Source organism: Shinella sumterensis, from assembly GCF_004514425.2.
Classification (GTDB): Bacteria; Pseudomonadota; Alphaproteobacteria; order Rhizobiales; family Rhizobiaceae; genus Shinella; species Shinella sumterensis.
Genome location: NZ_MYFN02000022.1, coordinates 1 through 24,674 on the forward strand (window position 1 = coordinate 1; position 24,674 = coordinate 24,674).

The following is a 24,674-nucleotide window of genomic DNA, read 5'->3' on the forward strand; positions in this document are numbered from 1 at the left end:
TGCTTCACGCCGGTCGCCAGTCCCCAGTCGAACGGAATGTCAGAGGCATTCGTCAAAACCCTGAAACGGGATTACGTGCGCATATCAGCTCTGCCAGACGCCGAAACGGCGCTCCGGCTCATCGACGGATGGATCGAAGACTACAACGAAATCCATCCCCATTCCGCACTCAAGATGGCTTCCCCTCGGCAGTTCATCAGGGCTAAATCAAACTAGCCGATCTGTCCGGTGAAATGGGGAGCACTCCACCCCCATGACCTCTAAACCTAGAGCACAGAACCAAATCCGCGTCCAGCGTTGTGACGACCTGGCCGGCTCCCTTCCGATCACGCTGAAAGGGCGTGAGAAGTGGGCGTTGGAAAACTTGATGCGCGCCGGCATGGCCGGTTGCACGCCCATGAACCCTCCCGGGCCCCGTTGGAGCCACTACGTCTTCAAGCTGCGCGGATATGGCTTTGCCATCGAGACGGTGCGCGAAAGCCATGGCGGGGACTTTCCCGGCTCCCATGCCCGCTATGTGCTTCATTCGGATGTATGTGTCGTGGATGGCGCCGCATGACAGAGGATCGGTTTTTTCCCTATCCACGACGTGCGCCCAGGCGAAAAGTCCACCTGCATTCCGACAGCTTGTATGTCGTGAAGGGCTGCAATGAGTGGCGGCGGCGCTGGAGGAAAAACGGCTGGAAGCGCGGGGAGGGCGAGCTGAAAAACGCTGACCTGTGGCGGACGCTTGATGAAGCGCTGACGGACTACCCGATCACTCTGCAATGGGTGAAAGGGCATTCCGGCGTAAGGGGGAACGAGCGGGCCGATGAGCTTTCTATGCTGGCTATCCCGGCGCTCGATCCGGCGGAAACTGATGATTACCTCATTGCCCAATATCGGGCCCTGATGTCGCACTAGTCCGGTGCGGCGTCTCTCTCCCAGGCAAGGAACGAGGTTTGATATGTTGTGGTATGTGGCACGTCTGAGGGCCGGGAAGCGGTCGCAAGCTCTCAAGGATTTTGAAGAAGCTGGAGTTAATGCCTACTTCCCGACTATGCGGAAGGAAGTGCGACACTTCCGGACAAAAGCCTGGGTCTCTCGGGAGTTCCCGCTGTTCACCGGATACGCTTTCGCAGAGCTGCACCCCGCTGACGTGGGCCGAATCCATGACATGCGGAACGTGATTGGTCTTCTACGCGACGGCGAGGGAACGCCGCTGCCTGTATCCCGTGAGATAGTTGATAACCTCAAGGAAGCAGAGGCCCGTGGTGATTTCGATGTGCTGCGGCCTCCGGCTCGCCGCCTCAAGGCGGGACAAACCGTGGAGGTGAAGAACGGTGCCTTGGCGGGCTATCACCTTTGCGTCACGAGCGTTGCGGGAAGGCGTGCGGTGCGGGCCGCTGTCGAGATCCTGGGAACCATTCGGGAAATTGAGATAGGGGTTGAAAACGTTCGCCTAGTCGCGTAAATTACGCACAATTGATTTGTGCCTGATGCTGTTGGGGGCCACAGAGTCACCCACGGGGCACCGGCCGGAAGTTATCCGGCCGATTGGCGTGCTATTGCCGAAAATACCCGCCCTTGCATTCCTGACTAACGGAGCGAGCGCTTGCGATGCAACCTGGCGGGCCCGCGTGTTTGCCATTTAACGCCTATCAGAGGGCAGATGCAGTATTCTGCGCCACCGAAAGTCCCGCGTGCTTGTCATTGGTGTTCTGCCTTCTATACCCTTTCGACCCAACTAGGGGATGGAAGAGATGGGTAGTGACGGCGAACTGACGCAGTATCTGGCGTGCGATGTCCAACTGCAATTCACCGGCCCGACGGCCGCAGTGAACAACAGGTGGGCCGCTGACGTATTGCGAGCATTGGCGGATCGATTTGAAATCGACGAGTTGGACGAAGGCCACCATGAGGTAACCGATAGGGTTGGAAAACCGGTCGGCTTTATCTACGTCGACTACTCTGAAGGTGAAGAACTGTAGCGCCAAGCGGAAACTTGAAAGTTGCTTTTGCATCACGATTAGCGATCCGGTAGCAACCGGAGGACCTCGGGTTTTACCAATCTGCCTTCTCGATCATGCTTGAATTCCGAGAAACTTGAAATGATCTTGTTGCCAGATCGACCTCGTCGGTTCGATCCTCGCAATGGATTAAAAGCCCAATAGCCGAACACCTTACTTAGGGTTGATTTATCTGCATTCTAGGATTGTTTTTTTTCGATTGTATGGTGTCATGCTTATCATTTCGATGGCAAAGGAGGCCAAAATGGGGGAAGAACGGTTCTATTGCGTTCAAAACGTTGATAAATTTGAAGATATAGCGATGTCCTTCGGATTTTCGAAAGACAAAGTTGTTTCTTCAAAAGAGTTCCCAGAAAACGCTAAACGTGCTTTTTCCGCATACGCGCTCGGACAGAGTGAAATTATAGACGCGCAATTCTCAGACCACATGCCCGAAGAGGAAACAGTAGAGAAGTTTGCTCTACCCTTTGTTTTTTGTGACGGTACAGCGCTTTTCCAAGTCACAGCAAAGCCTGGCTCTGTGGTTAAGCCTCATAGGCATACAAAGGGTTTCATCCGAACTATAACGCTGGGAAGTATCACTTTTACGGATCTACCATCCGGCAACCTCACGCTGGGGGCGGGGGATTGGCTGTATATACCGCCCGGCCAAATGTACGGTTACAAGGTGGGAGATGAGCAGTACCTAGGCTATTGTTGTTACTGCACGAAGTAGCGCCGAGCCATATGATAGGCGCTGGCGCACATAGACATTACGAACGAGAGCCGGGCTTCGGTCCGGCTTCTCATTCTCCATTTGACAGGCTCGCGTGCCAGGCCTCAATCCGATTGCAAAGCCCCCATCTGAACGGGTCTAGAAACAGATATTCGACCGCGCCGTCGGGAAAAAACCTAACAAACGCATCGGTATCGTCGGCGTCCCATGTGCCAAGATATTCGCCCTCGTCGGTAACAACTAACCCATCATCAAGCAGATTGACCCGATGTTGCAGTGACGGCGTATTCATCTCTAGCCCTCGTTTTCAGATGCCTCACTGTATCTTCGGTATAGGGTAGAGGTTTCAAAGTGCCGCAATCCGCTCATTAAGTTCGGAAATTATCCGCTCCAGAGTAGCCTTCGTTCTGTGACACTGGTCTCTCATCTGAGCCGTCATGTCGACGAAGGGACCGTCTCCTGTGCGGCCATGCATTGTGAATCTGCCGTTCTCATAAAGTGCAAGGGACTCAAGGACATTGTCGAGTTCCTCCTGATATCCAGCGCGGCGCACCAACAACTGATCCTTGTTCAAGTCTGCCTCCATAAATGTTTCGGTTGAGAGACTAACAGAAGTGTTGGAGGCCTCAAGGGCGAGGTTCCCACGAACAGAAGCGTCGAAACCTATGGCGGAAAATAAGCAAGGGAGGCCTTCACGGTACTCCGACGCGATAGCGGCGAAGATTTGCGAGCGATTGGCGGAAGGCGAGAGTCTTCGGTCGATCTGTCTCGATGAGGATATGCCGGCAAAGCGCACAGTGTTCGATTGGCTTGCCTCTGAAGAGCATGAGGGTTTCCGCACCAAGTACGCGTACGCGCGCGATGCCCAGACCGACGCTCTTGTCGACGAGATGATCGACATCGCCGATGATGGTTCGAACGACTGGATGGAGAAGAAGAACGCCGACGGCGAGAACATTGGCTGGCAGGAGAATGGTGAAGCTCTCCGGCGTTCTGACCTCCGCATCAAAACACGGCAGTGGATCGCGGAGAAGCTGAAGCCGAAGAAGTACGGCGCCAAAGTGGCCTTGACCGATCCTGACGGCGGCCCGCTGAAGGTTGAGGTTGTCCGCTTCTCGGAAACGTAATGGCGACGATCCGCATTCCGGCGCATGGCTGGCGACCACGCGACTATCAAATGGCTGCGTGGAACGCCTGGGAGCAGGGATGCCGCCGCCAGTTTCTATTTTGGCATCGTCGCGCGGGTAAGGACGAGATAGACCTTCAGAAGCACGCGGTCAGCGCTATGACGCGGCCCGGCACCTACTGGCACATGTTGCCGGAAGCAGCTCATTCGCGAGTGTTCATCCGGAGAAAGAACGGCCAACCCGTAAGGCTGATGCGGCGGGCGTGCTCCAGCCGCGCTTGAAGTTCGGCGAGGTTCGCCGCTGGCTGAGCTCCTACAAGCGAGAAGCCCAATTCATAGCTGCCAAGTGGAAAACGCGCGGGTGCTTCATCCGGAAGCTCCTCCACCAACTCGGACCAGCGTCTGCGGGAAGAATCAACGAAGAGATGAAGCGCGTCACGAGCATTGGGCGGTAATTGCGCAAGCTCCACACGACCAGAAACAATCGAACGAATTGCTTCAAGCATATCTTCGCGACCAGCAAGGACGCACCGCCGAAGTAGAGCCCGCCATTCCTCAGGTGTTTAAGGTGAGTGTTGATGGCTGATGCCTGTCCGTAGAGCAGGACACCCCGCGAAGGTCATTCGCGGCATGGCCGGAATGCGTATTTACGGTAGAAGCCTCCCGAACCCGCCGGTTGACGGGTCGATATGGTGTGCCCTGTTGGGCATCCGCGCGCCGGAGGTTGGCAAACGGAGGGGCGGCCGCCGCGGCGGCGCACGTATGAGATGAGCCAGCATTCTGCTCTCCTGTGATTGGGAAAAAGGTCAAGTGAGATCGATCAGGCGTGTGTTGCCTGGGGGATAGTGGACGCCACCGGCTTCCTGTGGCCAGACCTCACGGCAGGAAATGATGGGCGCGGCGTATAGCGGAGCGCAGCGTCATTTGCGGGTCGTGTCGGAGCATTTGCGAAAAGGCCGCTGCCACAGTGGATTTGGTGAGGTCTGTCACTCCCTAATCTTATGAGGGAGTGACAGACCTCCGGTCGTGAAGCGGACGGACGTTTTACGTCCGACGTTGTTTGCCGATGATGGCTGCGCCCGAAGCCGGAACGCGGCTCCGGTCCCAGCGTCCCGCCGTTTTCCGGCAGGACGTTGGCGGTGCCTTTGCCGTGGCATTCCGTCAGGCCGGTCTCGTCCGTCGCACCGGTAGGTCGGGCGTGACACCGTCCGTCACCTCCGCAAGGCATCCAGCCGTATCCCGTAGGAGCCTCGGCCGGACCCTCCGTTGCGGACGCGCGCGTACGGCGTCCTTGGGACCCCGACCGGTCGCGAAGGGTGTGACCGGACCAACCAACGGGAGACCCCGACATGAGCAACGACACCACCAACACCACGCCGACGCACAGCGTCTACGTGGTCGAAGGCAAAGGCGATAACGCCTTCTGGACCAAGATCGGTGCTGCATGGCAGCACGCGGACGGCAACGGCCTCAACCTGACCTTGACCCTGCTGCCCCTGGATGGCCGCGTGGTTATCCGCACCGTCAAGGCGGCCGATGCCACCAGCCGCAAAGGACGCGGGCAATGATGCCCGCGCCTTACCGCGTCCGCGACGGCCACCTCCATTTCCCGGAGGTGGCTTTGCCGGAAGACACCGTCCTCCACGGCGACTGCGTCCAGGTCATGGCCGGACTGCCATCCGAATCCGTTGATTTCGTGCTGACCGATCCGCCCTATATCTGCGGCTATCGCGACCGGCTGGGCCGCATGATCGCCAACGATACCTGCGCCGACTGGCTGGAGCCTGCATTCCGCGAGGTGTACCGCCTTATGAAGCCGGACACCTTATGCATCAGCTTCTACGGCTGGACCGCCACGGAGGCCTTTGTCTCCGCATGGGCGGCGGCAGGCTTTCGTAGGGTAGGGCATCTCGTGTTCTGCAAGCCCTATGCATCACGCAGCGGGCTGTTCCGTGCTTCGCACGAATGCGCCTATGTGCTGGCGAAGGGAAAGCCGCCTTTGCCCGCGCGCCCGGTATCGGACGTCTCGGGCTGGGTTTACACCGGCAACAGGCTGCATCCGACCCAGAAGCCGGTCGAGGTGCTGGAACCCCTGGTGCGTACGTATTGTCCCGAGGGCGGATTGGTGCTTGACCCGTTTTGCGGTTCAGGGTCCACTCTGGTCGCCGCCCGGTCCTGCGGGCGGCGCTTTCTTGGTATCGAACTCGACGAGGGCCACGTTACCACTGCACGGGCGCGTGTCCGCCAACCGTCGTGACGACCTACTCTCTGCCTTTCGCGTCAAGGGCGTTAAGGTCGTCTTTCAGACGCACCGGCAGGTCCATCCGCTCATGCAGGATGCTCATAACGCCGAGGTCGCCGTTATCCAGTTCCCGAAAGAACACGTAGTGGTGCTCATAGCGGCTGAAATACGCCTCGCGTTTGACGTCGGCCGGAACCGCCAGCTTTTGCGGGAGACGACGCCAGATAGCGCGGACTTCGCAAAGGCGCTGCAAATGGACGTGAAGGCCACGAATGTAGGCGTCCGCCTGCGCCTCACCCCAGGTGTCCAGGGTGTCGCGCCAGATTTTGTCCTGCGCGGCATCCGCGCGAGGATAGAAGCGATAACCGGCCATCGTCAGCTGCGCTTGTTACGGCGGATGACGTCCTCGGCGGAAACAGCGAAGAACTCGCTGTCATCCGCACGCATGGCGGGAGCCAGTTCCTTCTGCAAGGTATCCCATGCTTCATCGCGGGTTTGAAGGTCGCGGCGGATGAGCGCGCGGATGTACTCGCTCGCGTTCTCATAGAGACCGTCATCCCCGATTTGCCGCTGGATGTGATCTTGCAGCGCGCCGCTGACCTTCACATGAATGCTGCCGGACGGCATGGGCATACCCTTTCGTTCTCTTCTTAGTATGGGAAGCGTGACACATATTGTCAATATTCATCACGTGGCAGTGGGAGGGCGGTCAGGCTTGAATACGGCAAATGGTGCTTTCGCTGACTCCTAAGTCCCGCGCAATGCGGGCGCAGCTTTCGCCCTTTGCCCGCCGCTCCACCACAATCTTGCGTGCGCGGGCGTTGTCCACCGCCTGCGGCGGACATCACCGGTCAGCAATTCAACGTGTCGATATGCGTTAGACATAAGCCTGTCCTCAAGCCTGTGCTTGAGCCTTTCTGCTTATGCCGACTGTCCGGTCGAAAGTGGGGGCAGTTCACCAAGGCCGTGGGGTAGGGGGGCGCGGTCGCTAGAGCGCAAAGAACAGGCGACAGTAGAATGACCAAGAAACGGGCGTCGAAAGCTATCGGTCCTGGTCGGGCCAGTCTTGGACGGTATCCGGCTCGGGGACCACGCTCTTCATTGCGGCATCAAGATCGTCCCATAGCGTCTTGATTGGAAGAACGTAGCCGCCTGCCTCTTTGACAATCCGGGCCACATCTTCGGGTGAGTTGCGGACGAACAGCCTTTTCCCAGCAATGAGGACGGCGGACTTTGTCTTGGCGTCAATTTCGCCCTGAGGAATCCAAATCGGCCCCTGTGTCGCAGGGCCAGAGAACCAAACGGGATTCCCGTTAGGGAGTGTGAGAACGCCAAGCGGCGGTTTGACGGCTGCATTGACCTTGTCTGCAATGGTCTTGGGATCGTCCACAACGTCAAGAGTGACCTTCGCGTCAATACGGGCATTGCTTCCCGGCTGCATGATCCCAGTTATGGCGTGCTGGATGCGCAGAACATCGGCCTCGTCAACCGAGAAAGGTTTAGAAGCTACTGGCGTAACGTTGAACATGTCTGCCCCCTTATACTGCGTGTTGTCACGGTTACACAGATGCTACATGAAGCGCCCCCTTGCGGGGGCGCTATCGAGGTAAATCTTTGAAAATATTGGTGGGCCGGGAGGGATTCGAACCCACGACCAATTGATTAAGAGCCCGAATATTCCGAATTCTCCGAAATATTACCCATCTTATTCATTTGAATTCACATCATTTTTTGAAATAGTATTTGGTCATTGCTCCGCAATCCATGTAACATTTGATATAAAATTGGTACATGGAAGTTACATCGAATGCCTAAACTATTTTTAACTGACGATATTGTTTTCACGGCAAGCTGTCCCGCTGGAAAAGACCAGGAAATCTACTGGGATCACCCCACCGGCGCAGATGGACGAGTCCGCAATAATTCCGTTTCGGGGTTAGGACTGAGGGTAACTGCCTTGGGCCGTAAAGCGTTCATCCATGCCTACCAGTTCAATGGCGAGCGTTGCCGCAAGGTAATCGGCACCCCCGTCAGCTACAATGTAGCGTCGGCACGATTGGAGGTTATCAAGCGCAAGCAGGAACTTGATGAAGGCAGAAACCCAGACGCCGACCGGATATGCCTTCCATCGCATCGCGAAGAATATGTTTTCGCTGAAGAACCTGTTGATAGCCGTTGGTGACAGATGCCCATCCTCCATCAGCGGTCGCGTATTCCCATCTACCGTTGATGTCGCCGCGTACAGGAAAGGCGCTCGACTTTATCTCCACGACGGCAACGCAGGCAGCGGTGACAACAACGAAATCAAACTGGCGGCCCGAGAGTTCGAAGTTGCTGAAAACAAGCAATGGCAGTTTGCGGTCATTCGCAAACACGCTCAAAGCTCTAAGAAATTTTTCTTCTGAACGGTGTACGATTGGTTCGCCAACGAACACCTCAAGATAATCATCAATTCTAGCGATCATGAGCCGAAGCTAGCAGAAATTGGTTGCTTTGCAGATGGGGCAGCTTGAAAGCAGTGCACCAGTAGTGAGTGTCTCCCTAATCACGCAGATGTGAGCGGTTGGCAGGCCATTTTGGGGGCCGATATAGACCGCTCTCACACGCACAGTATTACGCACAGTCATAATTTTGTTCGAAATTACCATGTTAAAACAAGTATTTATTGATTGACCGCTCTGACTTTTAATCAGTAGGTCCAGGGTTCGAATCCCTGCGCGCTCACCACCTGAATTTCTTGAATTAACCGCTTTTCTCAACGTTCGGATGTTGGTCTTCGGCTTACTTGTCGGTGATGTTGCGTGCTTTACGCATGCTGCTTTGTGCACGTCCAGCCGCATGTGTTTTTTACCCAAGGTTTGACAAGCGTAAGCCGAGTGTTAAACGGGATTGGGTAATCCGGCGGGGGCCGGATGTTTTCCGGTGTTCTGTTTTTATCGCTTTATTCGGATTCGAAGCGGTTCGTTTCTGGAGAATGGCGGCAATCGAATTCTGCGGCGGGGATCATTATTCATGAAATATGGGCTTCTTGCATCGCTCATCACCCTCGGGCTCGCAGTGCCGGCTTCGGCGGCGCTTTCGGGGTTCTATGATGCGAGCGAGCAGGTCCAGGCGGTCGTCGGCAGCGACAAGGTGTCTTTCGCCATGGGCGGACGGGCGTTCGATACGCTGGAGCAGGTTCGCACGCGCGACAATGGGCAGATCGAATGGCGCGTGCAGAATTCCGAATGCTACGTCATCGTCACGCTGACGCCCGTTCCGCCGGCCGAACCGGGAAAGACGACCTATGAGGTCGCCAATGTGTCGGCCTGCGAGGGCAGCGATCTGGAAGGCGCAGAATCGGGCTTTTGAGGGCTTCGCCCTGAGCCTGTCGTGCTGTTGCCGCGTTGGACGACGGACGTCCGGTGACGTTGCTGTCACCGGACTTTTTTGTTTTGATCAGCCCGAAATGGCGGCGAAGACCAGGTAGAACAGTGCGGAGATGGCCGCGGCCGAGGGCAGGGTGATGATCCATGCCCAGACGATGTTGCCGGCGAGGCCCCAGCGCACGGCCGTGACGCGACGGGCCGCGCCGACGCCGATGATGGCGCCCGTGATGGTGTGGGTGGTCGAGACGGGAATGCCGAGCCATGTCGCCGCAAAGAGGGTAATCGCGCCGCCGGTTTCCGCGCAGAAGCCCTGCATCGGGTTGAGACGGGTGATCTTCGAGCCCATCGTGTGCACGATGCGCCAGCCGCCCATCAGCGTGCCGAGTGCCATGGCCGCCTGGCAGGTGATGACCACCCAGAACGGCACGTAGAATTCTCCGCCGAGATAGCCCTGCGAGTAGAGAAGCACCGCGATGATGCCCATCGTCTTCTGCGCGTCGTTGCCGCCATGGCCGAGCGAGTAGAGCGAGGCCGAGATGAACTGCATGACGCGGAAGGTGCGGTCGACGGCGAACGGCGTTTGCCGCACGAAGATCCAGGACACGGTGAGGACCAGGATCAGGGCGAGGAAGAATCCGATGGCCGGCGACAGGAAGATGGCGCTCGCCGTCTTGATCAGGCCGCTCCAGACGACGGCGTCGAAGCCGGTCTTGGCGAGGCCCGCGCCGACCAGTCCGCCGATCAGCGCGTGCGAGGAGCTCGAGGGAATGCCGAAGATCCAGGTCACGACATTCCAGATGATCGCGCCCATGAGGGCGGAGAAGATCACGAGCGGGCTGACGATGGAGGGATCGATGATGCCCTTGCCGAGCGTTTCGGCGACATGCAGGCCGAAGAACAGGAAGGCGATGAAATTGAAGAACGCCGCCCACATGACGGCATATTGCGGGCGAAGAACGCGCGTGGAGACGATGGTGGCGATGGAGTTCGCCGCGTCGTGCAGGCCGTTCAGGAAGTCGAAGAGCAGCGCGATGCCCACGAGGGCGATGAGCAGCGGCAGGGCGAGGGTGGCGTCCATCAGACGTTCTCGATCACGATGCCGCTGATCTCGTCTGCCACGTCCTCGAAGCGGTCGACCACCTTCTCCAGTTCGCTGTAGATCTCGCTGCCGATGATGTAAGCCATCGGATCGGTCTTGCCGTAGGTCTTGAAGAGCTCCTTCACGCCCTGATCATGCAGTTCGTCGGAACGGCCCTCGACGCGGGTGACTTCCTGGGCGATGGCGCTGAGGCGGTCGGCGTGAACGCCGACCTTGTCGAGCAGCGGAATGGCTTCGGCGACGAGATGGGCGGCCTTGACGACCGCCGCACCCATTTCCTGCATGCCGGGCTGGAAGCTCGTCTGCTCGTAGAGGCGGATGGTCTTGACCATCTTGTGCATCATGTCGATCGCGTCATCCATCGACTGGATGAGGTCCTTGATGTCGCCGCGGTCGAAGGGCGTGATGAAACTGCGGCGCACCGCAAGCAGGACCTCGGCCGTGATCGCGTCCGCCTCGTCTTCCAGCGCGACGATGCGGTCGCAGTGCTTTTCCATGTCCGGGCCGCCGGCCAGGACGGCCTGGAGCGCCTCGGCGGCGCCGACGACGGTGCGGGAATGCCGCTCGAAGAGATCGAAGAACCGGTCTTCACGCGGCATGAGTTTGCGAAACAGCGAGAGCATGGGTGCCCCTTACGTGGCTGGGGTTGTCATGTCGCTGTCATAATTCAGCGCCCATGCGCTGGAAAGCCCGGATTGGGGCTTGTCCCAATTCTCTCAAAGCCTGTGGAAAACTTCGATAGCCGGCTTACTGCACGATTTTGAAGGGCTGTTCGCTGATGGCGACGGCGCCGCTTGCCGTGTCGCGAAAGCGGTAGCGCAGCACGTAGTCGCCGGCCGGCGGGCCGCTGAGCTTGAGCGTCAGCTTGGCGAAGACCTCCTGGTTGCGCACCGTTCCCTTGAAATCGAAGGAGCCGAAGGCCTTCTGTTCGGCGAGTTTGGCGCCCTTCGTATCGAGCAGTTCGAAGTCGACGGTGAAGTGGGACTCCAGATTGCCGCCATCGCCCGCGCGCCAGGTGAGCCCCACCGGCTCGACGTAGGAGATCAAGGTTTCGCCGGACTTGAAGTCGGAGGTCGGGCGCGTCGAATACATGCCGTATCCCTCGGGCGGGGCCGCGACGAACACGGCCTTGCCGATGGTGAACGGAAGCGTGGCGGCGAAGGCGCCGAAGGCGTCGCGGATGGTGTTGTGGGCGCCCACGGGATCACCGGCCGCGGCTTGTTCCTCAGCTTTCCGGGCGGCATCGGCAAGCGGCCCGGCGAGCGCCGGTGATGCCAGGGACGCGGCAAGAAACAGGGGCAACAGTGACTTCGACACGAACATTCCGTCTTCCTCCAGCCGATTTCGGCAAGATGCGGAGAAGCGTGACAACAGTCAAGAACGCCTCGACGACTGTACCCGGTCAGCTTTTCCAGAACAGCGGCGTCAGGAGGACGAGCACGGTGAGGATTTCCAGACGGCCGAGCAGCATGAGAAACGACAGGAGATAGAGTGCAGCGTCGTGGAAAATGGCGAATGAACCCGACGGGCCGATGGCCTCCGTGACACCCGGGCCGACGTTGGAGAGGGAGGTGGCGGCTGCCGAGATGGCCGTCAGCACGTCATAGCCCATGAGGCCGAGCAGAATGGCGCCGATCGCGGATAGGCTCACATAGGTCAGGAAGAACAGGAAGACGGTGCGCTGGAAATCGGCATCGACCGTCATCGTCCCGTAGCGCACGGCGTGGATGCCGTCGGGATAGATCAGGCGGTAGAGACCGGTGCGCATGAAGTTGAACAGGATGATCAGCCGATAGGCCTTGAGACCACCGGCCGTGGAGCCCGAACAGCCGCCCATGAAGGTCGCGACGAAGGCGAGCGCCACGATGAAATGGCCCCACTGCGTATAGTCGTCGCTGACGAAGCCTGTCGTGGACAGGATCGAGGACACGGTGAAGAAGGAGTGCGCCAGCGCCTCGTGGAACGAGACACCGTTCTGCAACCGCTGGAAGATGCTGGCGGCGATGGCGAACAGCACGAGGTAGCCGAGGAAGACGCGGATCTGCGGATCGCGCCAGGCATCGATCCGGCCGCGCACGACGAAGAGGATGAGCACCGAGAAGGGCAGGCTGGAGAGCGTCATGAAGAAGGTGGCGGCCCACAGGAGCGGCAGGCTCTTGAAGTAGCCGAAGGAGGCGTCATGCGTCGAAAGCCCGCCGGTCGCGACCGTGGACATGGCGTGGTTCAAGGCATCGAAGCGGGTCATGCCAAGCGCGGCATAGGTGACGGCGCAGATCAGGGTGATCGCCACGTAGATGGCGAGGAAGGCGCGGGTATAGCTGGCGATGCGAGCGAACGGCTTGTCGGCGGTGTCAGACGATTCCAGCTTGAAGAAGGACATGCCGCCGACGCGCAGGTAGGGCATGATGAAGAGGCCGAGCGCCAGGATCCCGACGCCGCCGAGCCAGTGCAGCAGCGACCGCCACATCAGGATGCCCGGGGGCGCGTGATCGAGGCCGACGATGACGGTGGACCCCGTCGTGCTGATCGCCGAGACCGATTCGAAGAAGGCCTGCGCGTAGCTGAGCTTCATCGAGGACAGCCACAGCGGGATCGAGCCGATGATGCTGGCCGAAAGCCACAGCATGTTGACGACGAGAAAGCCCATGCGCTTGTTGAACGGCGGCGGGCCGGCACGGGTGGCCGCGGCTGTGGCAAGCGAAAGGCCGCCCGTGAAGAACGCGGACAGGAAGAAGACTTCCGAATCGGGATGGCCGTAATAGACGTCGATGAAGGCCGGGACGAGCATCGCCACGGACATGTACATGCCCGCAATGGCGGCGATATTGATGGCGGAACGGAAGATCGTGGCGTTCAAGGTTGGTCTCGATGAGGCCATCTCGGCCAGGGCGGGTGGAAACCGTCGCGTCGATATGCCATAGCCTCTGCGACGTCCAAACTCAAGGACGCCCAAGGCGGCGGGATCGGCGGCGGGATCGGTTGCGCCGCACCGCGCATGGGCGCGCCACGGGATCGTAAAAGGGCCGGAAGAATGATCGTCCTCGTCTGTCTCTGTCCTTGCCGAAGGCACGACATGCAGCCTACCGAACCGCATCCCAACCGAAGACGGACCACAGAATGACATCCGACGTCGACGCAGCCCTGGACGCCTTGCGCGGGCTCTTTCCCGAAACGCCGCTCCAGCTCAACGAACATCTCTCCGCCCGCTATGGTGCCGAGATCTATCTCAAGCGCGAGGATCTCTCGCCGGTTCGCTCCTACAAGATCAGGGGGGCGTTCAATTTCCTGCGCAAGGTGCTGGCCGATCCGCAGGGCGCGCGCAGTTTCGTCTGCGCGTCCGCCGGCAATCACGCGCAGGGCTTCGCCTTCGTCTGCCGCCATTTCGGCGTGCCGGGCGTGGTCTTCATGCCGGTGACGACGCCGCAGCAGAAGATCGACAAGACCCGCATGTTCGGCGGCGAGTTCGTCACGATCAGGCTCGTCGGCGACTTTTTCGACCAGTGCTACAAGGCCGCCCGAGACCACGCCGAGGCCACCGGCGCGCTGATGGTGCCGCCCTTCGACCACCACGACATCATCGAGGGCCAGGCGACGGTGGCGGCCGAGATCGCCGCGCAGCTCGGCGAGGGCAGGCTGCCCGATCTCGTGGTGCTGCCGGTCGGCGGCGGCGGGTTGGCCTCCGGCGTCACCGGCTATTTCAGAGACGTGATCGATCCCTCGGGCTTCCTGTTCTGCGAGCCTGAGGGCGCACCGAGCCTCAAGCGCAGCCTGGAGAGCGGCGCGGTCGTGACGCTCGACAAGGTGGACAACTTCGTCGACGGGGCGGCGGTCGCGCAGATCGGTACACTCAATTTCGACGCCCTGAAGCGCTTTTCGTCCGACCAGGTGATGCTGCTGTCGGAGAATGCGATCTGCGTGACGATGGTCGACATGCTCAATGTGGAGGGCGTCGTGCTCGAGCCTGCCGGGGCGCTGTCGCTGACGGCGCTGGAGGCGCTCGGACGTGAGGCGCTCGAAGGCAAGACGGTGGTCGCGGTCGTCTCCGGCGGCAATTTCGATTTCGAGCGCCTGCCCGACGTCAAGGAGCGCGCGATGCGCCATGCGGGCCTGAAGAAGTACTTCATCCTGCGGCTGGCCCAGCGCCCCGGCGCGCTACGGGATTTCCTCAACATGCTCGGCCCCGACGACGATATCGCCCGCTTCGAGTACCTGAAGAAGTCGGCCCGCAACTTCGGTTCCATCCTGATCGGCATCGAGACGAAGGCACCGGAGAATTTTACCGCGCTGAGGGCTGCCTTCGATGCGGCGGGGCTCGGCTATCAGGACATCACCGAAAACGAGATCCTCGCCAACCTCATCATCTAAAGCATTTCCAGCCGAAGCGGGATCGCTTCGGCGTCGGACAATGCGGCAAAACAAAAGATGGAGCATTTCCGGGCAGTCTGTTTTTCAACGGAAATGCTCTGGGAGAACCGTCGGCATGGCGCTCTGCTCTTGGAGGGCGCCGTGGCCTGTGGTAGCACTCGGACATGGCTTCATTCTTCTCAAAACTCTTCGGTCGCGGCGGCGGCTCGGCATCTCCGGCAAAGGTTGCCGAGGAAACCGAGGCCTATAACGACCTTCTTCTTGTCGCAGCCCCGATCCAGGAGGGCAGCCAGTACCGTCTGGCCGGGCGAATCGAAAAGCACGACGGCGACAGGGTGCTGGTCCGCAGCTTCATTCGTGCGGACATCTTCACCTCGCGCGACGACACGGTGGCCACGGCGTTCCGCAAGGCCAGGCAGATCGCCGACCAGCATGGCGCATCGCTTTTTGCCGATGGCGTGGAAAGCCGGCAGGTCTGACGTCCGACCGACCGCAACAAGCCTTCCGAAAAATGGCGACCGTTGCGCAAGCGTGCTGGAGAACCGGCGTGTTTGCCTGTATCGGCTGAAACATCATTGAATACGGCCGCCCGGGAGGCGGTCGATGACGCGACGGGCCGGCCATGGGAACTGAAAATCTGATCCTGCTTCTCATCGAGGCCGGATTCTATTTCGTGTTCATGGTGGCGATCCTGCATATGCGCCACCAGCTTGGCATCGGGGTCTTCGTCGCGGCCCTCGGTGTGATGCACTTCCTCGAAACCTACCTTGCCGCCGTCTTCTATATCGAGCTGCCGTTCGGCGTGATCTCGCCGGGCTCATCCGTGCTGTTCTCCGGCAAGCTGATGATGATCCTGCTTCTTTACGTGAAGGAGGATGCGGCCGTCGTGCGCGCGCCGATCTACGGCCTTCTGGCCGGCAATTTCCTGACGGTGGGCCTAAGTTTCTTCCTGCGTCATCACCAGACCATCGGTGCCGTGCCGGGGCGCGTGGCGGATCTTGCCTTCATCGACGAGATGGGCTGGCTGATGCTTTGGGGCACCATGCTGCTCTATGTCGATTCGCTCGCCATCATCCTGCTCTACGAGCGCCTTGGTCGCGTCTTCAGGAAGAGCACGACCATGCGCTTCTTCGTCGCCGGCGTCGTGGTCCTGACCTTCGACCAGATCGGTTTCTACGCGGCGCTGAACTTCCTGAACGGGGCACCGATCGCCGTTTTCTGGGGCGGCTGGATCGCCAAGATGATGGCGGCCTGCGCTTATGCCGTGCTCATCTCGGTCTATCTCTATTATTCGCGCATATCGGCCATTCCGGTCTCGCCGCGGCCGATCTCCGATATCTTCGCCGACCTCACGTTCCGCGAACGCTACGAGGACCTGCTGGATCGCTCGGGCCGCGATGCCCTGACCGGCGTCTACGATCGCAGCCGGCTGGAATTCGAGGCGCCGCGCATGCTGTCGTCCATGATGGCCGCGGGCAAGCCCATGGCGCTGATGATCGTCGACGCCGATCATTTCAAGGACATCAACGACCATTTCGGCCACCTTGCCGGCGACAGCGTTCTGAAAGACCTCGCCGGCCGCCTGCAAACCGCGGTGCGCAGCGGCGATCGTCTCTTCCGCTTCGGCGGGGAGGAGTTCGTGGTGATCTGCGAGGATCTTGGGCCGGAGGCCGGGAGAGCGCATGCCGAGGCTCTTCGCGCGTTGGTGGAGGCGGACATCCGCCGACCGGACGGTGTCGCCGTCACGGTCAGTATCGGCGTGGCCAACAGCTACACCGACGGCACGACACTGAATGCGCTGCTATCGGCCGCCGATACCCGGCTTTATGCCGCCAAGAGCGCCGGCCGCAACCGGGTCGTTGCAGGCTAGATCCCGACATTCGGGCGGTCGATGACCTCGCGCAGGGCAAAGCTCGAATTGATCTTCACGACATGGGGCAGGGCGGAGAGCCAGTCGCGATGGATGCGCTCGTAGTCCTCGAGGTCCTTCGCCGCGACGCGCAGGATATAGTCGTACTCCCCCGACATCAGGTAGCAGACCAAGACGTTCGGACAGAGTTTCACGGCCGCCTCGAATTCGGTGAGCGTCTTGGCAAACTGGCCGGACAGCGAGATGTGCACGATGGCGATCATCTTGTAATCGAGCGCCTTGGCCGAGACGCGGGCATGATAACCGGTCACGACGCCGGATTTCTCAAGGATGTCGAGACGGCGCGAGCAGGCGGAGGGGGATAGTCCGATACGCTCGGCAAGCTCCGCATTGGATATGCGGCCATGCTGCTGAATGACTTTCAGGATCGCAGTATCGATGGCGTCGAGCTGAGACATTCGAATTTCCTTCGGAATCCATCCACTTTTTCGAATATTATTCGATATCCGTCTCTGGCGCAAAGCCGCTTTGCAAGGACATTGCGCGCATCCTCTGCTTCCATGGACGTCCGCCGATACGGCGGGAGGAGCAATGGAAACAGACTGGGAAGGAACGCGCATGCGTGTCGGTTGTCCGAAGGAAATCAAGAATCATGAATATCGTGTCGGCCTGACGCCCGGCGCGGTGCGCGAATACGTCGCCCATGGCCATGATGTGATCATCGAGACAGGGGCGGGCTCCGGCATCGGCGCCGATGACGATGCCTATCGCGCCGCTGGCGCACGCATCGTCGCTTCCGCATCCGACATCTTCCAGAAGTCCGACATGGTGGTGAAGGTCAAGGAACCGCAGCCGAGCGAATGGACGCAACTGCGCGACGGCCAGATCCTCTACACCTATCTTCATCTCGCGCCGGATCCGGAACAGACCCGCGGCCTGCTGGAATCGGGCGTGACGGCCATCGCCTACGAAACGGTGACGGACGACCGCGGGGGCCTGCCCCTGCTGGCCCCGATGTCCGAGGTTGCCGGACGCCTCTCCATCCAGGCAGGCGCCACCGCGCTCCAGAGGGCGAATGGCGGTCGTGGCGTGCTGCTCGGCGGCGTGCCCGGCGTGCTGCCGGCGAAGGTCGCCATCATCGGCGGTGGCGTGGTGGGCCTGCATGCCGCCAGGATGGCGGCGGGCCTTGGCGCCGATGTCACGATCCTCGACCGCTCCATCCCCCGCCTGCGACAGCTCGATGATCTCTTCGGCGGCCGCGTGCACACGCGCTACTCGACGATCGATGCGCTGGAGGAAGAGGTTTTCGCGGCCGACCTCGTCATCGGCGCCGTGCTCATCCCCGGTGCCGCCGCGCCGAAGCTCGTGACACGCGAAATGCTGTCGGGCATGAAGAAGGGCGCCGTCATCGTCGATGTCGCCATCGACCAAGGCGGCTGCTTCGAGACCTCCCATGCCACCACCCATTCCGATCCGACCTTCGAGGTCGACGGCGTGGTGCATTATTGCGTCGCGAACATGCCGGGCGCCGTGCCGGTCACCTCCGCGCATGCGCTCAACAACGCGACGCTGCATTACGGCCTGCAATTGGCCGACAAGGGCCTGAAGGCGATTGCCGAGGACAGGCACCTGCGTGCCGGCCTCAACGTGCACAGGGGCCGGGTGACGAACGGACCCGTCGCCGATGCGCTCGGCTATGAATCCGTCGCACCGGAGGCGGTGCTCAACGTCGCGTAAGACGCAGCTATCCCCGGAAACAGAAAAGGCCCGGAGCGATCCGGGCCTTTGGCGTTCTTCCGTGCGATCAGCGGACGAATTCGTCGATACGGCGCAGCGTGACGCGGCGGTTGCGCCATTCCTCGAGCTGCGTCTGCACCAGCAGATATTCCTCGCCGTAACCGACCGTTTCAAGGGCGCGGGCGGGGATGAGGAATTCGCGAACGAGGACCCGCTTCAGCGATTCGGCACGGCGTTCCGACAGGATCTGGTTGGATTCGAAGGAGCCGACCGCATCGGTATGGCCTTCGATGAGGAAAACCGCATGACGCCGGCGGCGCAGCAGCTGCTCCATGGCGCGCGCGATCTGGCGCACCTTGCGATATTCCGAATGCGGGATTTCGGCGGAGCCGAAGGCAAAGTTGATCGACTGGATATTGATGGAGGGCGCGGCGCCACGCAGGTCCGGCCGGCGCTTGAACTCGCGGATCGTCACGCGGTCCTGTTCGCGCATGCGCCGCGTCGGAGCGGCATCGAGCCGGCGCAGGATGACGTCTGCCGACGGCGTTTCCTGGGCAAAGGCAAGGCTCGAAAGGGCCGGGGCGGCGAAGGCGGCGGAAAGCGCGGTCAGAAAGGCGCGGCGTTGCATGCTTGTCTCCTGTAGTGTTGATCATCTGTTGGCGTGAAAATGCCATCGTCGATCTGAAGCAGAGCTGAACCCGGCTTTTATCTCCCGTTCAGATTGCTTAACGGCCGGCGGACAAGCGCGCGGTTTCCGCCGTAGGTTGCGCCCTCACGTGGGCGGAAGACAGTCGCGTTTGGCAAGCTCAAGCAATTCGGCATCTGAGAGCGGGACGAGCTGTGCATCCTCGGTGCCCACAGGCGAGAAGCCGAACATCTGGTAGAGCTGGAGCGCGCGCGGATGGTCGAGATTGTTCGTGGTGACGCTGACGCGTTTCGGTCCGAGCGTCCAGGCGGCATAGAGCGTCTGCAGCAGGAACCACTTGCCGATGCCGAGGCCGAGCGCATGTTCGAACAGGCCGAAATGGGTGAGCTCGACGACATCGGCGTCGATCTGGAGGAGTTCGAAGAAGCCCGCCGGCGCGCCGTTCACGTAGAGCACGGTCACGCTGTTGCGCTTGTCATGTAGCGTTGCCGTCAGCGTCGCGTCGTCCATGCGCAGCCGGTCGACCCAGTGCCAGCGGCTGCCGACCTGCCGGTAGAGGAAACGGTAGAATGCGAGCGGAATGTCCGGCGCATTCAGGATGGCCGTGTGCACATTGACGGGCACCGGCAGGCTCTGCTTCGGCGGCGCGGTCATTTCAAGAGCCGTGATATGAACCGCGATGGGCGCGGGCGTGACCTTCCGTGCCATGATCAGTCTTTCCCCGTCACGACAGGCGTGTCCTCGCGTCCGCCCCATTGCGACCAGGATCCGTCATACAGCGTGTTGTCCTCGTGCCCCAGCGAATGCAGCGCGAGCGTGATGATCGCGGCCGTCACGCCCGACCCGCAACTCGTGACGACAGGCTTGGACAGATCTATCCCCGCGTCCTCGAAAAGCGTGCGGAGTTGATCGAGATCCTTGAAATGACCATCGACCGAGAACGTGCCCGACGGCATGTTCTTCGCCCCCGGCATATGGCCCGAGCGCATGCCGGCACGCGGTTCGGCTTCCTCGCCGGTGAACCGGCCCGCTCCACGCGCATCGGCGACCTGGCGCGCACGCGTCGTCACGATCCCGCGCATTTCCTCGAAGGAGGTGACGGCATAGGGATTGAAATTGGTGTGGAAGACGGCAGGGGCGGGTTCCGGAAGGTCCGTCTGGAGCGGCCGTCCCTCCTTCTTCCATCCGTCCAGCCCGCCATCCATGACGAAGACGTTTTTGGCACCCATCACCCGGAACAGCCACCAGACGCGCGGCGCTGTGAAGATGCCCGGCCCGTCATAGACGACGATCGTATCCGTATCGGCAATGCCGAGCTTGCCGACTTCGGAGGCAAAAAACTCCGGCGAGGGTATGGTATGCGGCAGGCCGCTGGAATGATCGGCGATCACGTCCTGGTCGAAGAATACGGCGCCCGGAATGTGGCCGCTCGCATATTCGGCAGCCCCGTTGCGGTTCTGCGCGGGCAGATACCAGGCGGCGTCCACGATGCGGAACTCCGGTGCGCCCAGCTGCTTTTCAACCCAATCCGCCGAAACGACGAACCTGCTCTTTTCCTTGGACATCAAATCCTCCTCTCAGGCATCCGAACCCGGCGCACCGAAACGGATGCGGAACCGGCGGTTCTCCTTGCCCTTCTTGTCTATCTTCGCGATGTAGATGGCGCCGACCTCTTGCGTCTCGGACACGTGCGTTCCGCCGCAAGGCTGGCTGTCGACCGACGAATTCTCACCGATGCAGACCAGACTGACCCGGCCGAGGCCGCTCGGCGGGCGCACGTTCTTGGATTTCACAATGCCGGGATTGGCCGCCAGTTCCGCATCCGTGATCCATTGTACGAAGATCGGGTGGTTTTCGCCGACGAGCCCCATCAGCTTCTCCGTCACCTCGTCCTTGTCGATGGTCTGCGCCATGTCGAAATCGACGCGGCTTTCGTCCTCGCCGACGGCTGCGCCGGTGATGGGGTAGGGGCAGACGACGGAAAGCAGATGGCAGGCCGTATGCATGCGCATCAGCTTGTAGCGGCGCGCCCAATCGATGTGCGCGACAAGCGTTTCGCCCACGATGGGCAGGGTCTCGTCGGCCAGCGGGCGGTGGATGATGATATCCTTGGTGGCACCGGTGACGGCCGGGCCGAGCGCGATTCGGCTGCCGTCGGAGCGCTCCAGAAAGCCGGTGTCGCCGGGCTGTCCGCCGGACGTGGCATAAAAACAGGTCTGGTCCAGCTCGATGCCGCCATCGGCATGCACCGCCGTCACCACCGCCTCGTTTGTCGAAAGATAGAAATCGTCGCGAAACAGGGCAGTGGTGGCTATGGACATGAGACCTATTCGACCGGCTGGTAAGGGACCTTGATCCCCGATTTCGCCTTCAGCCATCCCGGGACGGGCAGGCCCTTCGAATCAAGGAAGTCCGGGTTGAAGAGTTTCGACTGATAGCGGTTAGCATAGTCGCACAGGATCGTCACGATGGTGTGGCCGGGGCCGAGATCCTTCGCCAGGCGGATGGCGCCGGCAATATTGATGCCCGACGAGCCGCCGACGGCGATGCCTTCGTTCTCGATCAGGTCGAAGATGAGCGGAACGGCTTCCGCATCCGGGATCTGGTAGGAATAGTCCGGTGTGAAACCTTCGAGGTTCGCGGTGATGCGGCCCTGGCCGATGCCCTCGGTGATCGAGCTGCCTTCCGACTTCAGTTCGCCATGGGCATAATAGTTATAGAGGGCGGCGCCATTGGGATCGGCGAGGGCGATCTTTATGTTCGGGTTCTTCGCGCGCAGGCCTTCCGCCACGCCGGCCAGCGTGCCGCCGGAGCCGACGGCACAGACGAAGCCGTCCACCTTGCCATCCGTGTCGCGCCAGATTTCCGGCGCCGTCGTCTCGACATGGGCCGCGCGATTGGCGACGTTGTCGAACTGGTTGGCCCAGATCGCGCCGTTCGGTTCCGTCTTCGCCAGCTGTTCGGCGAGACGGCCGGAGAGCTTCACGTAATTGTTCGGGTTCTTGTAGGCGACAGCCGGCACCTCGACGAGTTCGGCGCCGAGCCCGCGAATGGCGTCCTTCTTTTCCTGGCTCTGCGTTTCCGGGATGACGATGACGGCCCGATAGCCGAGCGCGCGGGCGACCAGCGCCAGCCCGATTCCGGTGTTGCCGGCCGTTCCCTCGACGATGACGCCGCCCGGACGCAGCTGTCCGGCCGCTTCGGCCTTGCGGATGATCGAGAGCGCCGCGCGGTCCTTCACGGACTGGCCGGGATTGAGAAATTCCGCCTTGCCGAGGATCTCGCAGCCCGTCGCTTCGGACGGCCCCTTGAGGCGGATCAGCGGCGTGTTGCCGATGGCATCCAGAACAGACGGAAGAATGGACATGGCAGACGAGCCTCGCATGTGGTTTGCCTTGATGGGAAGCGTCTTTTCGGCCGGCAGCCGTCGGTTTGCAAGAAATCCTGTTCCTGCCAAGCGCTCATCGTGAGGGATTTTTTCCACCGTCATGGTCAGGCGAGGGGGCGTGTATAGACCACCTGCCGCACATCGATGTTTTTCGCCCGAAATCCCGCTTCGCAATAATAGAAGTAGAACTCCCACAGCTTGCGGAACCGCTCGTCGAAACCGAGCGGAACGATGCGCTCCCACGCCGCCCAGAAGCGGTGCCGCCATTCGGCGAGCGTGCGGGCGTAATCGTGGCCGAAACCCATGTCGGAGGCGGTGAACAGGCCGGATTGGCGGCCGAGCGTGGCAAGGTGCTCCCGTGTCGGCAGCATGCCGCCGGGGAAGACATATTTCTGAATGAAATCGGGGTTGGCGCGGTAATCCGCATAGGCCTCCTGCAGGATGGTGATGATCTGCAGGCCGGCGCGCCCGCCGGGCTTCAGGCATTCATGCAGCTTGGAGAAATAGGCCGGCCAGTACTTCTCACCCACCGCTTCGAACATCTCAATGGAAACGATGCGGTCATAGGTGCCTTTCTCGTCGCGGTAATCCTGGAACTTCAGCTCGACCCGGTCGGAAAGGCCCGCCCTGGCGATGCGCTCGCGGGCAAAGGCCAGCTGCTCGCGGCTGATGGTCAGGCCCGTGACCGTGCAGCCGATCTCACCCGCCGCGAATTCGGCGAAGCCGCCCCAGCCGCAGCCGATCTCCAGAACATGGTCCTTCGGGCCGATACCGGTCGCCTCCGCCAGCGCACGGTATTTTGCGACCTGCGCGGATGTCAGGTCGTTTGCGCCGCTCGTGTAAAGCGCCGACGAATAGGTCATTGTCGGATCGAGCCACTGGGAATAGAACTGGTTGCCGAGGTCGTAATGCGCCGAGATGTTGCGGCGCGCGCCGCGGCGCGTATTGGCATTCAGCCAGTGGCGGAACTTCTCGACGAGAAGAAAGAGGCCGCGCGGGCCGTTGGCATAGTTGCGCCCCACCTGCGGATTGACGAGGACGAGTTCAAGGAATGCGCCGGCATCGGGGCTTTCCCAGTCGCCGTCCATATAGCTTTCCGCGACGCCGATCGTGCCGCCGCTCACGGCGCGGTGAATGAGGTTCCAGTTGTTGAGCGTCACGGCGGCGGCCGGGCCGGGCCTTTCGCCTTCGATCACGAAGACTTGTCCGACGGGCAACGTCATGGCGAGCGTGCCCGCCTCGATGTCCAGAAGTCCTTTCAGCACCATGCGCGCGCGCAGAGGCAAAGCTTTCGTGCGCTCGGCAAATGTCTCACGCGTCAGCCGCTCCTGGCCCGGAAACGCCGTTTCTGTAAGGTTTTTGGTCATCATCGATTGCCCCTCTGCCAACCCGATGTCGGGGAAGGCTAACGTCAATGTGGCGAAACACCAATACGAAAATCGTCCTGGAGTGGATCAACGACGTGCGGGAAAAGCACCCCGCTTTAACGACCCGTTAGCAAACATGGTTAATTTTGCGTCTATCGGGCGGCCCGTTGAAACCAATCTCGATGTCGCCCGTTGCATGTCCAGTTCGATCGTGAAGGAGGAGCGCTCATGTTTTTCGGATTTTTTCAGTCCAGCCCCGACAGGGACGACGACATCGCGACCGGCACCTATGCCGACGGCATGATGGAGGTGCTGCGCAGCGACCCCTCCGCCGTTTTGCGCGAGCGCAGCCGGGCATCCCGCAGCCGCCACGAGCGCGAGTACGGCGCCGTGCGCACGGCCGGCCAGACCGGCGCGGGCATGGTCGCCTAAAATGTAAAGCCGACGGGAACAAAGTGCGGCCTCAGCCGGTTTTTCGGTGTCAGCTTTACGAGGAGGCCCGCCATGACCCATCACATCGACAATCGCCAGTTGGGTAAAACACAGAGCCGGGCCGTCATCGACGTCGCGGCTCATTGCCAGAAGAATGGTGTCGACAAGGCGCAGGAACGCAAGCTGCTGACGCTGCTCGGCCGCTTCGCCAGCCGCCACGAACTCCAGATGAACATCAAGCGTCATCCAGAAAATCTGCGATGATCGGAAATAGAAGCGGACAAGCGCCGAGGGACTCTGCGTGCCCCAC

36 protein-coding genes are annotated in these 24,674 nt (G+C 60.8%); 17 read left to right on the top strand and 19 right to left on the bottom strand.

Going from position 1 to position 24,674, the window contains the following annotated elements; genetic code table 11:
• The 6 genes from B5M41_RS24705 to B5M41_RS24730 form a co-directional block, all read left to right on the top strand.
• The coding region (locus B5M41_RS24705; RefSeq protein ID WP_230640319.1) for an integrase core domain-containing protein at positions 1-216 on the top strand (216 nt) is incomplete at its 5' end.
• A 37-nt stretch (positions 217-253) separates the two neighbouring features.
• A complete protein-coding gene (locus B5M41_RS24710) occupies positions 254-559 on the top strand; it encodes a winged helix domain-containing protein (RefSeq protein ID WP_134653141.1) in 306 nt (101 codons plus the stop codon).
• On the top strand, positions 556-903 hold the full coding sequence (locus B5M41_RS24715; protein ID WP_167719529.1) for an RNase H family protein: 348 nt from the start codon (positions 556-558) through the stop codon (positions 901-903). The genes B5M41_RS24710 and B5M41_RS24715 overlap by 4 nt, the downstream gene beginning before the upstream one ends.
• Positions 904-946: 43 nt before the next feature.
• Entirely contained in the window at positions 947-1,453 is a 507-nt protein-coding gene (nusG, locus tag B5M41_RS24720) for a transcription termination/antitermination protein NusG (protein WP_134653145.1), read from the top strand.
• A 289-nt stretch (positions 1,454-1,742) separates the two neighbouring features.
• Positions 1,743-1,970, top strand: a complete 228-nt coding sequence (locus tag B5M41_RS24725; protein ID WP_134653147.1) for a hypothetical protein — start codon at positions 1,743-1,745, stop codon at positions 1,968-1,970.
• A gap of 283 nt (positions 1,971-2,253) precedes the next feature.
• A complete protein-coding gene (locus B5M41_RS24730) occupies positions 2,254-2,724 on the top strand; it encodes a cupin domain-containing protein (RefSeq protein ID WP_134653149.1) in 471 nt (156 codons plus the stop codon).
• Positions 2,725-2,794: 70 nt separating this feature from the next.
• Here the strand turns inward: B5M41_RS24730 and B5M41_RS24735 are convergent, their stop codons facing one another.
• Both B5M41_RS24735 and B5M41_RS24740 read right to left on the bottom strand, forming a co-directional pair.
• The gene (locus B5M41_RS24735; RefSeq protein ID WP_134653151.1) at positions 2,795-3,016 is read right to left on the bottom strand and encodes a hypothetical protein; all 222 of its coding nucleotides are present in this window, start codon (positions 3,014-3,016) and stop codon (positions 2,795-2,797) included.
• 54 nt (positions 3,017-3,070) lie between these two features.
• The gene (locus B5M41_RS24740; protein ID WP_134653153.1) at positions 3,071-3,298 is read right to left on the bottom strand and encodes a hypothetical protein; all 228 of its coding nucleotides are present in this window, start codon (positions 3,296-3,298) and stop codon (positions 3,071-3,073) included.
• 91 nt (positions 3,299-3,389) lie between these two features.
• Between B5M41_RS24740 and B5M41_RS24745 the strand changes: the two genes are divergently transcribed.
• Positions 3,390-3,851, top strand: a complete 462-nt coding sequence (locus B5M41_RS24745) for a terminase small subunit-like protein (protein WP_134653155.1) — start codon at positions 3,390-3,392, stop codon at positions 3,849-3,851.
• Positions 3,852-4,053: 202 nt separating this feature from the next.
• On the opposite strand, the gene B5M41_RS24750 is transcribed toward B5M41_RS24745, so the two are convergent.
• Positions 4,054-4,356 (bottom strand): hypothetical protein, encoded by a 303-nt coding sequence (locus B5M41_RS24750; protein ID WP_167719535.1) that lies wholly within the window; start codon positions 4,354-4,356, stop codon positions 4,054-4,056.
• 843 nt (positions 4,357-5,199) lie between these two features.
• Between B5M41_RS24750 and B5M41_RS24755 the strand changes: the two genes are divergently transcribed.
• Both B5M41_RS24755 and B5M41_RS24760 read left to right on the top strand, forming a co-directional pair.
• Positions 5,200-5,418, top strand: a complete 219-nt coding sequence (locus B5M41_RS24755; RefSeq protein ID WP_134653157.1) for a hypothetical protein — start codon at positions 5,200-5,202, stop codon at positions 5,416-5,418.
• On the top strand, positions 5,415-6,107 hold the full coding sequence (locus B5M41_RS24760) for a DNA methyltransferase (protein WP_230640342.1): 693 nt from the start codon (positions 5,415-5,417) through the stop codon (positions 6,105-6,107). Before B5M41_RS24755 ends, B5M41_RS24760 begins: the two co-directional genes overlap by 4 nt.
• A 4-nt stretch (positions 6,108-6,111) precedes the next feature.
• On the opposite strand, the gene B5M41_RS24765 is transcribed toward B5M41_RS24760, so the two are convergent.
• The 4 genes from B5M41_RS24765 to B5M41_RS24780 form a co-directional block, all read right to left on the bottom strand.
• Positions 6,112-6,465, bottom strand: a complete 354-nt coding sequence (locus B5M41_RS24765; protein WP_134653159.1) for a type II toxin-antitoxin system RelE/ParE family toxin — start codon at positions 6,463-6,465, stop codon at positions 6,112-6,114.
• A 2-nt stretch (positions 6,466-6,467) separates the two neighbouring features.
• Positions 6,468-6,719 (bottom strand): ribbon-helix-helix domain-containing protein, encoded by a 252-nt coding sequence (locus tag B5M41_RS24770; protein WP_134653161.1) that lies wholly within the window; start codon positions 6,717-6,719, stop codon positions 6,468-6,470.
• 82 nt (positions 6,720-6,801) lie between these two features.
• Positions 6,802-6,894 (bottom strand): helix-turn-helix domain-containing protein, encoded by a 93-nt coding sequence (locus tag B5M41_RS24775; RefSeq protein WP_413713358.1) that lies wholly within the window; start codon positions 6,892-6,894, stop codon positions 6,802-6,804.
• Positions 6,895-7,134: 240 nt separating this feature from the next.
• Positions 7,135-7,620 (bottom strand): hypothetical protein, encoded by a 486-nt coding sequence (locus B5M41_RS24780; protein WP_134651886.1) that lies wholly within the window; start codon positions 7,618-7,620, stop codon positions 7,135-7,137.
• A gap of 279 nt (positions 7,621-7,899) precedes the next feature.
• Between B5M41_RS24780 and B5M41_RS27190 the strand changes: the two genes are divergently transcribed.
• Entirely contained in the window at positions 7,900-8,274 is a 375-nt protein-coding gene (locus tag B5M41_RS27190; protein ID WP_134651884.1) for an Arm DNA-binding domain-containing protein, read from the top strand.
• On the opposite strand, the gene B5M41_RS27195 is transcribed toward B5M41_RS27190, so the two are convergent.
• On the bottom strand, positions 8,159-8,557 hold the full coding sequence (locus B5M41_RS27195) for an NERD domain-containing protein (RefSeq protein ID WP_134651882.1): 399 nt from the start codon (positions 8,555-8,557) through the stop codon (positions 8,159-8,161). The two genes, B5M41_RS27190 and B5M41_RS27195, sit on opposite strands and share 116 nt — an antisense overlap.
• Positions 8,558-9,104: 547 nt before the next feature.
• On the opposite strand from B5M41_RS27195, the gene B5M41_RS24790 reads away from it, so the two are divergent.
• Positions 9,105-9,443: a hypothetical protein gene (locus B5M41_RS24790; protein WP_134651879.1), complete on the top strand. Its 339-nt coding sequence runs from the start codon at positions 9,105-9,107 to the stop codon at positions 9,441-9,443.
• Between the two features lie 87 nt (positions 9,444-9,530).
• On the opposite strand, the gene B5M41_RS24795 is transcribed toward B5M41_RS24790, so the two are convergent.
• From B5M41_RS24795 to B5M41_RS24810, 4 genes are all read right to left on the bottom strand, one after another.
• Positions 9,531-10,538, bottom strand: a complete 1,008-nt coding sequence (locus B5M41_RS24795) for an inorganic phosphate transporter (protein WP_134651877.1) — start codon at positions 10,536-10,538, stop codon at positions 9,531-9,533.
• Positions 10,538-11,182: a DUF47 domain-containing protein gene (locus tag B5M41_RS24800; RefSeq protein ID WP_134651875.1), complete on the bottom strand. Its 645-nt coding sequence runs from the start codon at positions 11,180-11,182 to the stop codon at positions 10,538-10,540. The genes B5M41_RS24795 and B5M41_RS24800 overlap by 1 nt, the downstream gene beginning before the upstream one ends.
• Positions 11,183-11,306: 124 nt before the next feature.
• Positions 11,307-11,882, bottom strand: a complete 576-nt coding sequence (locus B5M41_RS24805) for a hypothetical protein (RefSeq protein WP_134651873.1) — start codon at positions 11,880-11,882, stop codon at positions 11,307-11,309.
• Between the two features lie 79 nt (positions 11,883-11,961).
• A complete protein-coding gene (locus B5M41_RS24810) occupies positions 11,962-13,416 on the bottom strand; it encodes a TrkH family potassium uptake protein (protein ID WP_134651871.1) in 1,455 nt (484 codons plus the stop codon).
• A 260-nt stretch (positions 13,417-13,676) separates the two neighbouring features.
• On the opposite strand from B5M41_RS24810, the gene ilvA reads away from it, so the two are divergent.
• The 3 genes from ilvA to B5M41_RS24825 all read left to right on the top strand — a co-directional run bounded on the left by ilvA (position 13,677) and on the right by B5M41_RS24825 (position 16,794).
• Positions 13,677-14,924, top strand: coding sequence for a threonine ammonia-lyase (ilvA, locus tag B5M41_RS24815; protein ID WP_134651869.1), 1,248 nt, complete (start codon positions 13,677-13,679; stop codon positions 14,922-14,924).
• 164 nt (positions 14,925-15,088) lie between these two features.
• Positions 15,089-15,403: an HlyU family transcriptional regulator gene (locus tag B5M41_RS24820; protein ID WP_134651867.1), complete on the top strand. Its 315-nt coding sequence runs from the start codon at positions 15,089-15,091 to the stop codon at positions 15,401-15,403.
• A 143-nt stretch (positions 15,404-15,546) separates the two neighbouring features.
• A complete protein-coding gene (locus B5M41_RS24825; protein WP_134651865.1) occupies positions 15,547-16,794 on the top strand; it encodes a GGDEF domain-containing protein in 1,248 nt (415 codons plus the stop codon).
• Here B5M41_RS24825 and B5M41_RS24830 read toward each other — a convergent pair.
• The gene (locus B5M41_RS24830; RefSeq protein WP_134651863.1) at positions 16,791-17,252 is read right to left on the bottom strand and encodes an Lrp/AsnC family transcriptional regulator; all 462 of its coding nucleotides are present in this window, start codon (positions 17,250-17,252) and stop codon (positions 16,791-16,793) included. The two genes, B5M41_RS24825 and B5M41_RS24830, sit on opposite strands and share 4 nt — an antisense overlap.
• A 160-nt stretch (positions 17,253-17,412) precedes the next feature.
• Between B5M41_RS24830 and ald the strand changes: the two genes are divergently transcribed.
• Positions 17,413-18,531 carry an alanine dehydrogenase gene (gene ald, locus B5M41_RS24835; RefSeq protein ID WP_134651894.1) on the top strand — a complete coding sequence of 373 codons (1,119 nt, stop codon included), beginning with the start codon at positions 17,413-17,415 and terminating at the stop codon, positions 18,529-18,531.
• 67 nt (positions 18,532-18,598) lie between these two features.
• On the opposite strand, the gene B5M41_RS24840 is transcribed toward ald, so the two are convergent.
• The 6 genes from B5M41_RS24840 to B5M41_RS24865 form a co-directional block, all read right to left on the bottom strand.
• Positions 18,599-19,159 carry an OmpA family protein gene (locus tag B5M41_RS24840; RefSeq protein WP_134651861.1) on the bottom strand — a complete coding sequence of 187 codons (561 nt, stop codon included), beginning with the start codon at positions 19,157-19,159 and terminating at the stop codon, positions 18,599-18,601.
• Positions 19,160-19,303: 144 nt separating this feature from the next.
• Positions 19,304-19,885 carry a GNAT family N-acetyltransferase gene (locus B5M41_RS24845; RefSeq protein WP_134651859.1) on the bottom strand — a complete coding sequence of 194 codons (582 nt, stop codon included), beginning with the start codon at positions 19,883-19,885 and terminating at the stop codon, positions 19,304-19,306.
• Positions 19,886-19,887: 2 nt separating this feature from the next.
• Positions 19,888-20,742, bottom strand: a complete 855-nt coding sequence (gene sseA / locus B5M41_RS24850; protein WP_134651857.1) for a 3-mercaptopyruvate sulfurtransferase — start codon at positions 20,740-20,742, stop codon at positions 19,888-19,890.
• A gap of 12 nt (positions 20,743-20,754) precedes the next feature.
• Complete coding sequence (locus B5M41_RS24855; protein ID WP_202402365.1) at positions 20,755-21,498, bottom strand: alanyl-tRNA editing protein; 744 nt, start codon at positions 21,496-21,498, stop codon at positions 20,755-20,757.
• Positions 21,499-21,503: 5 nt separating this feature from the next.
• Positions 21,504-22,544 carry a cysteine synthase A gene (locus tag B5M41_RS24860; protein WP_134651855.1) on the bottom strand — a complete coding sequence of 347 codons (1,041 nt, stop codon included), beginning with the start codon at positions 22,542-22,544 and terminating at the stop codon, positions 21,504-21,506.
• 125 nt (positions 22,545-22,669) lie between these two features.
• Positions 22,670-23,935, bottom strand: a complete 1,266-nt coding sequence (locus B5M41_RS24865) for an SAM-dependent methyltransferase (protein ID WP_134651853.1) — start codon at positions 23,933-23,935, stop codon at positions 22,670-22,672.
• Between the two features lie 225 nt (positions 23,936-24,160).
• Between B5M41_RS24865 and B5M41_RS24870 the strand changes: the two genes are divergently transcribed.
• Together B5M41_RS24870 and B5M41_RS24875 are read left to right on the top strand one after the other, a co-directional pair.
• Positions 24,161-24,364, top strand: a complete 204-nt coding sequence (locus tag B5M41_RS24870) for a hypothetical protein (RefSeq protein WP_134651851.1) — start codon at positions 24,161-24,163, stop codon at positions 24,362-24,364.
• Positions 24,365-24,436: 72 nt separating this feature from the next.
• On the top strand, positions 24,437-24,628 hold the full coding sequence (locus tag B5M41_RS24875; protein ID WP_134651849.1) for a hypothetical protein: 192 nt from the start codon (positions 24,437-24,439) through the stop codon (positions 24,626-24,628).
• Positions 24,629-24,674 lie beyond the last annotated feature (46 nt).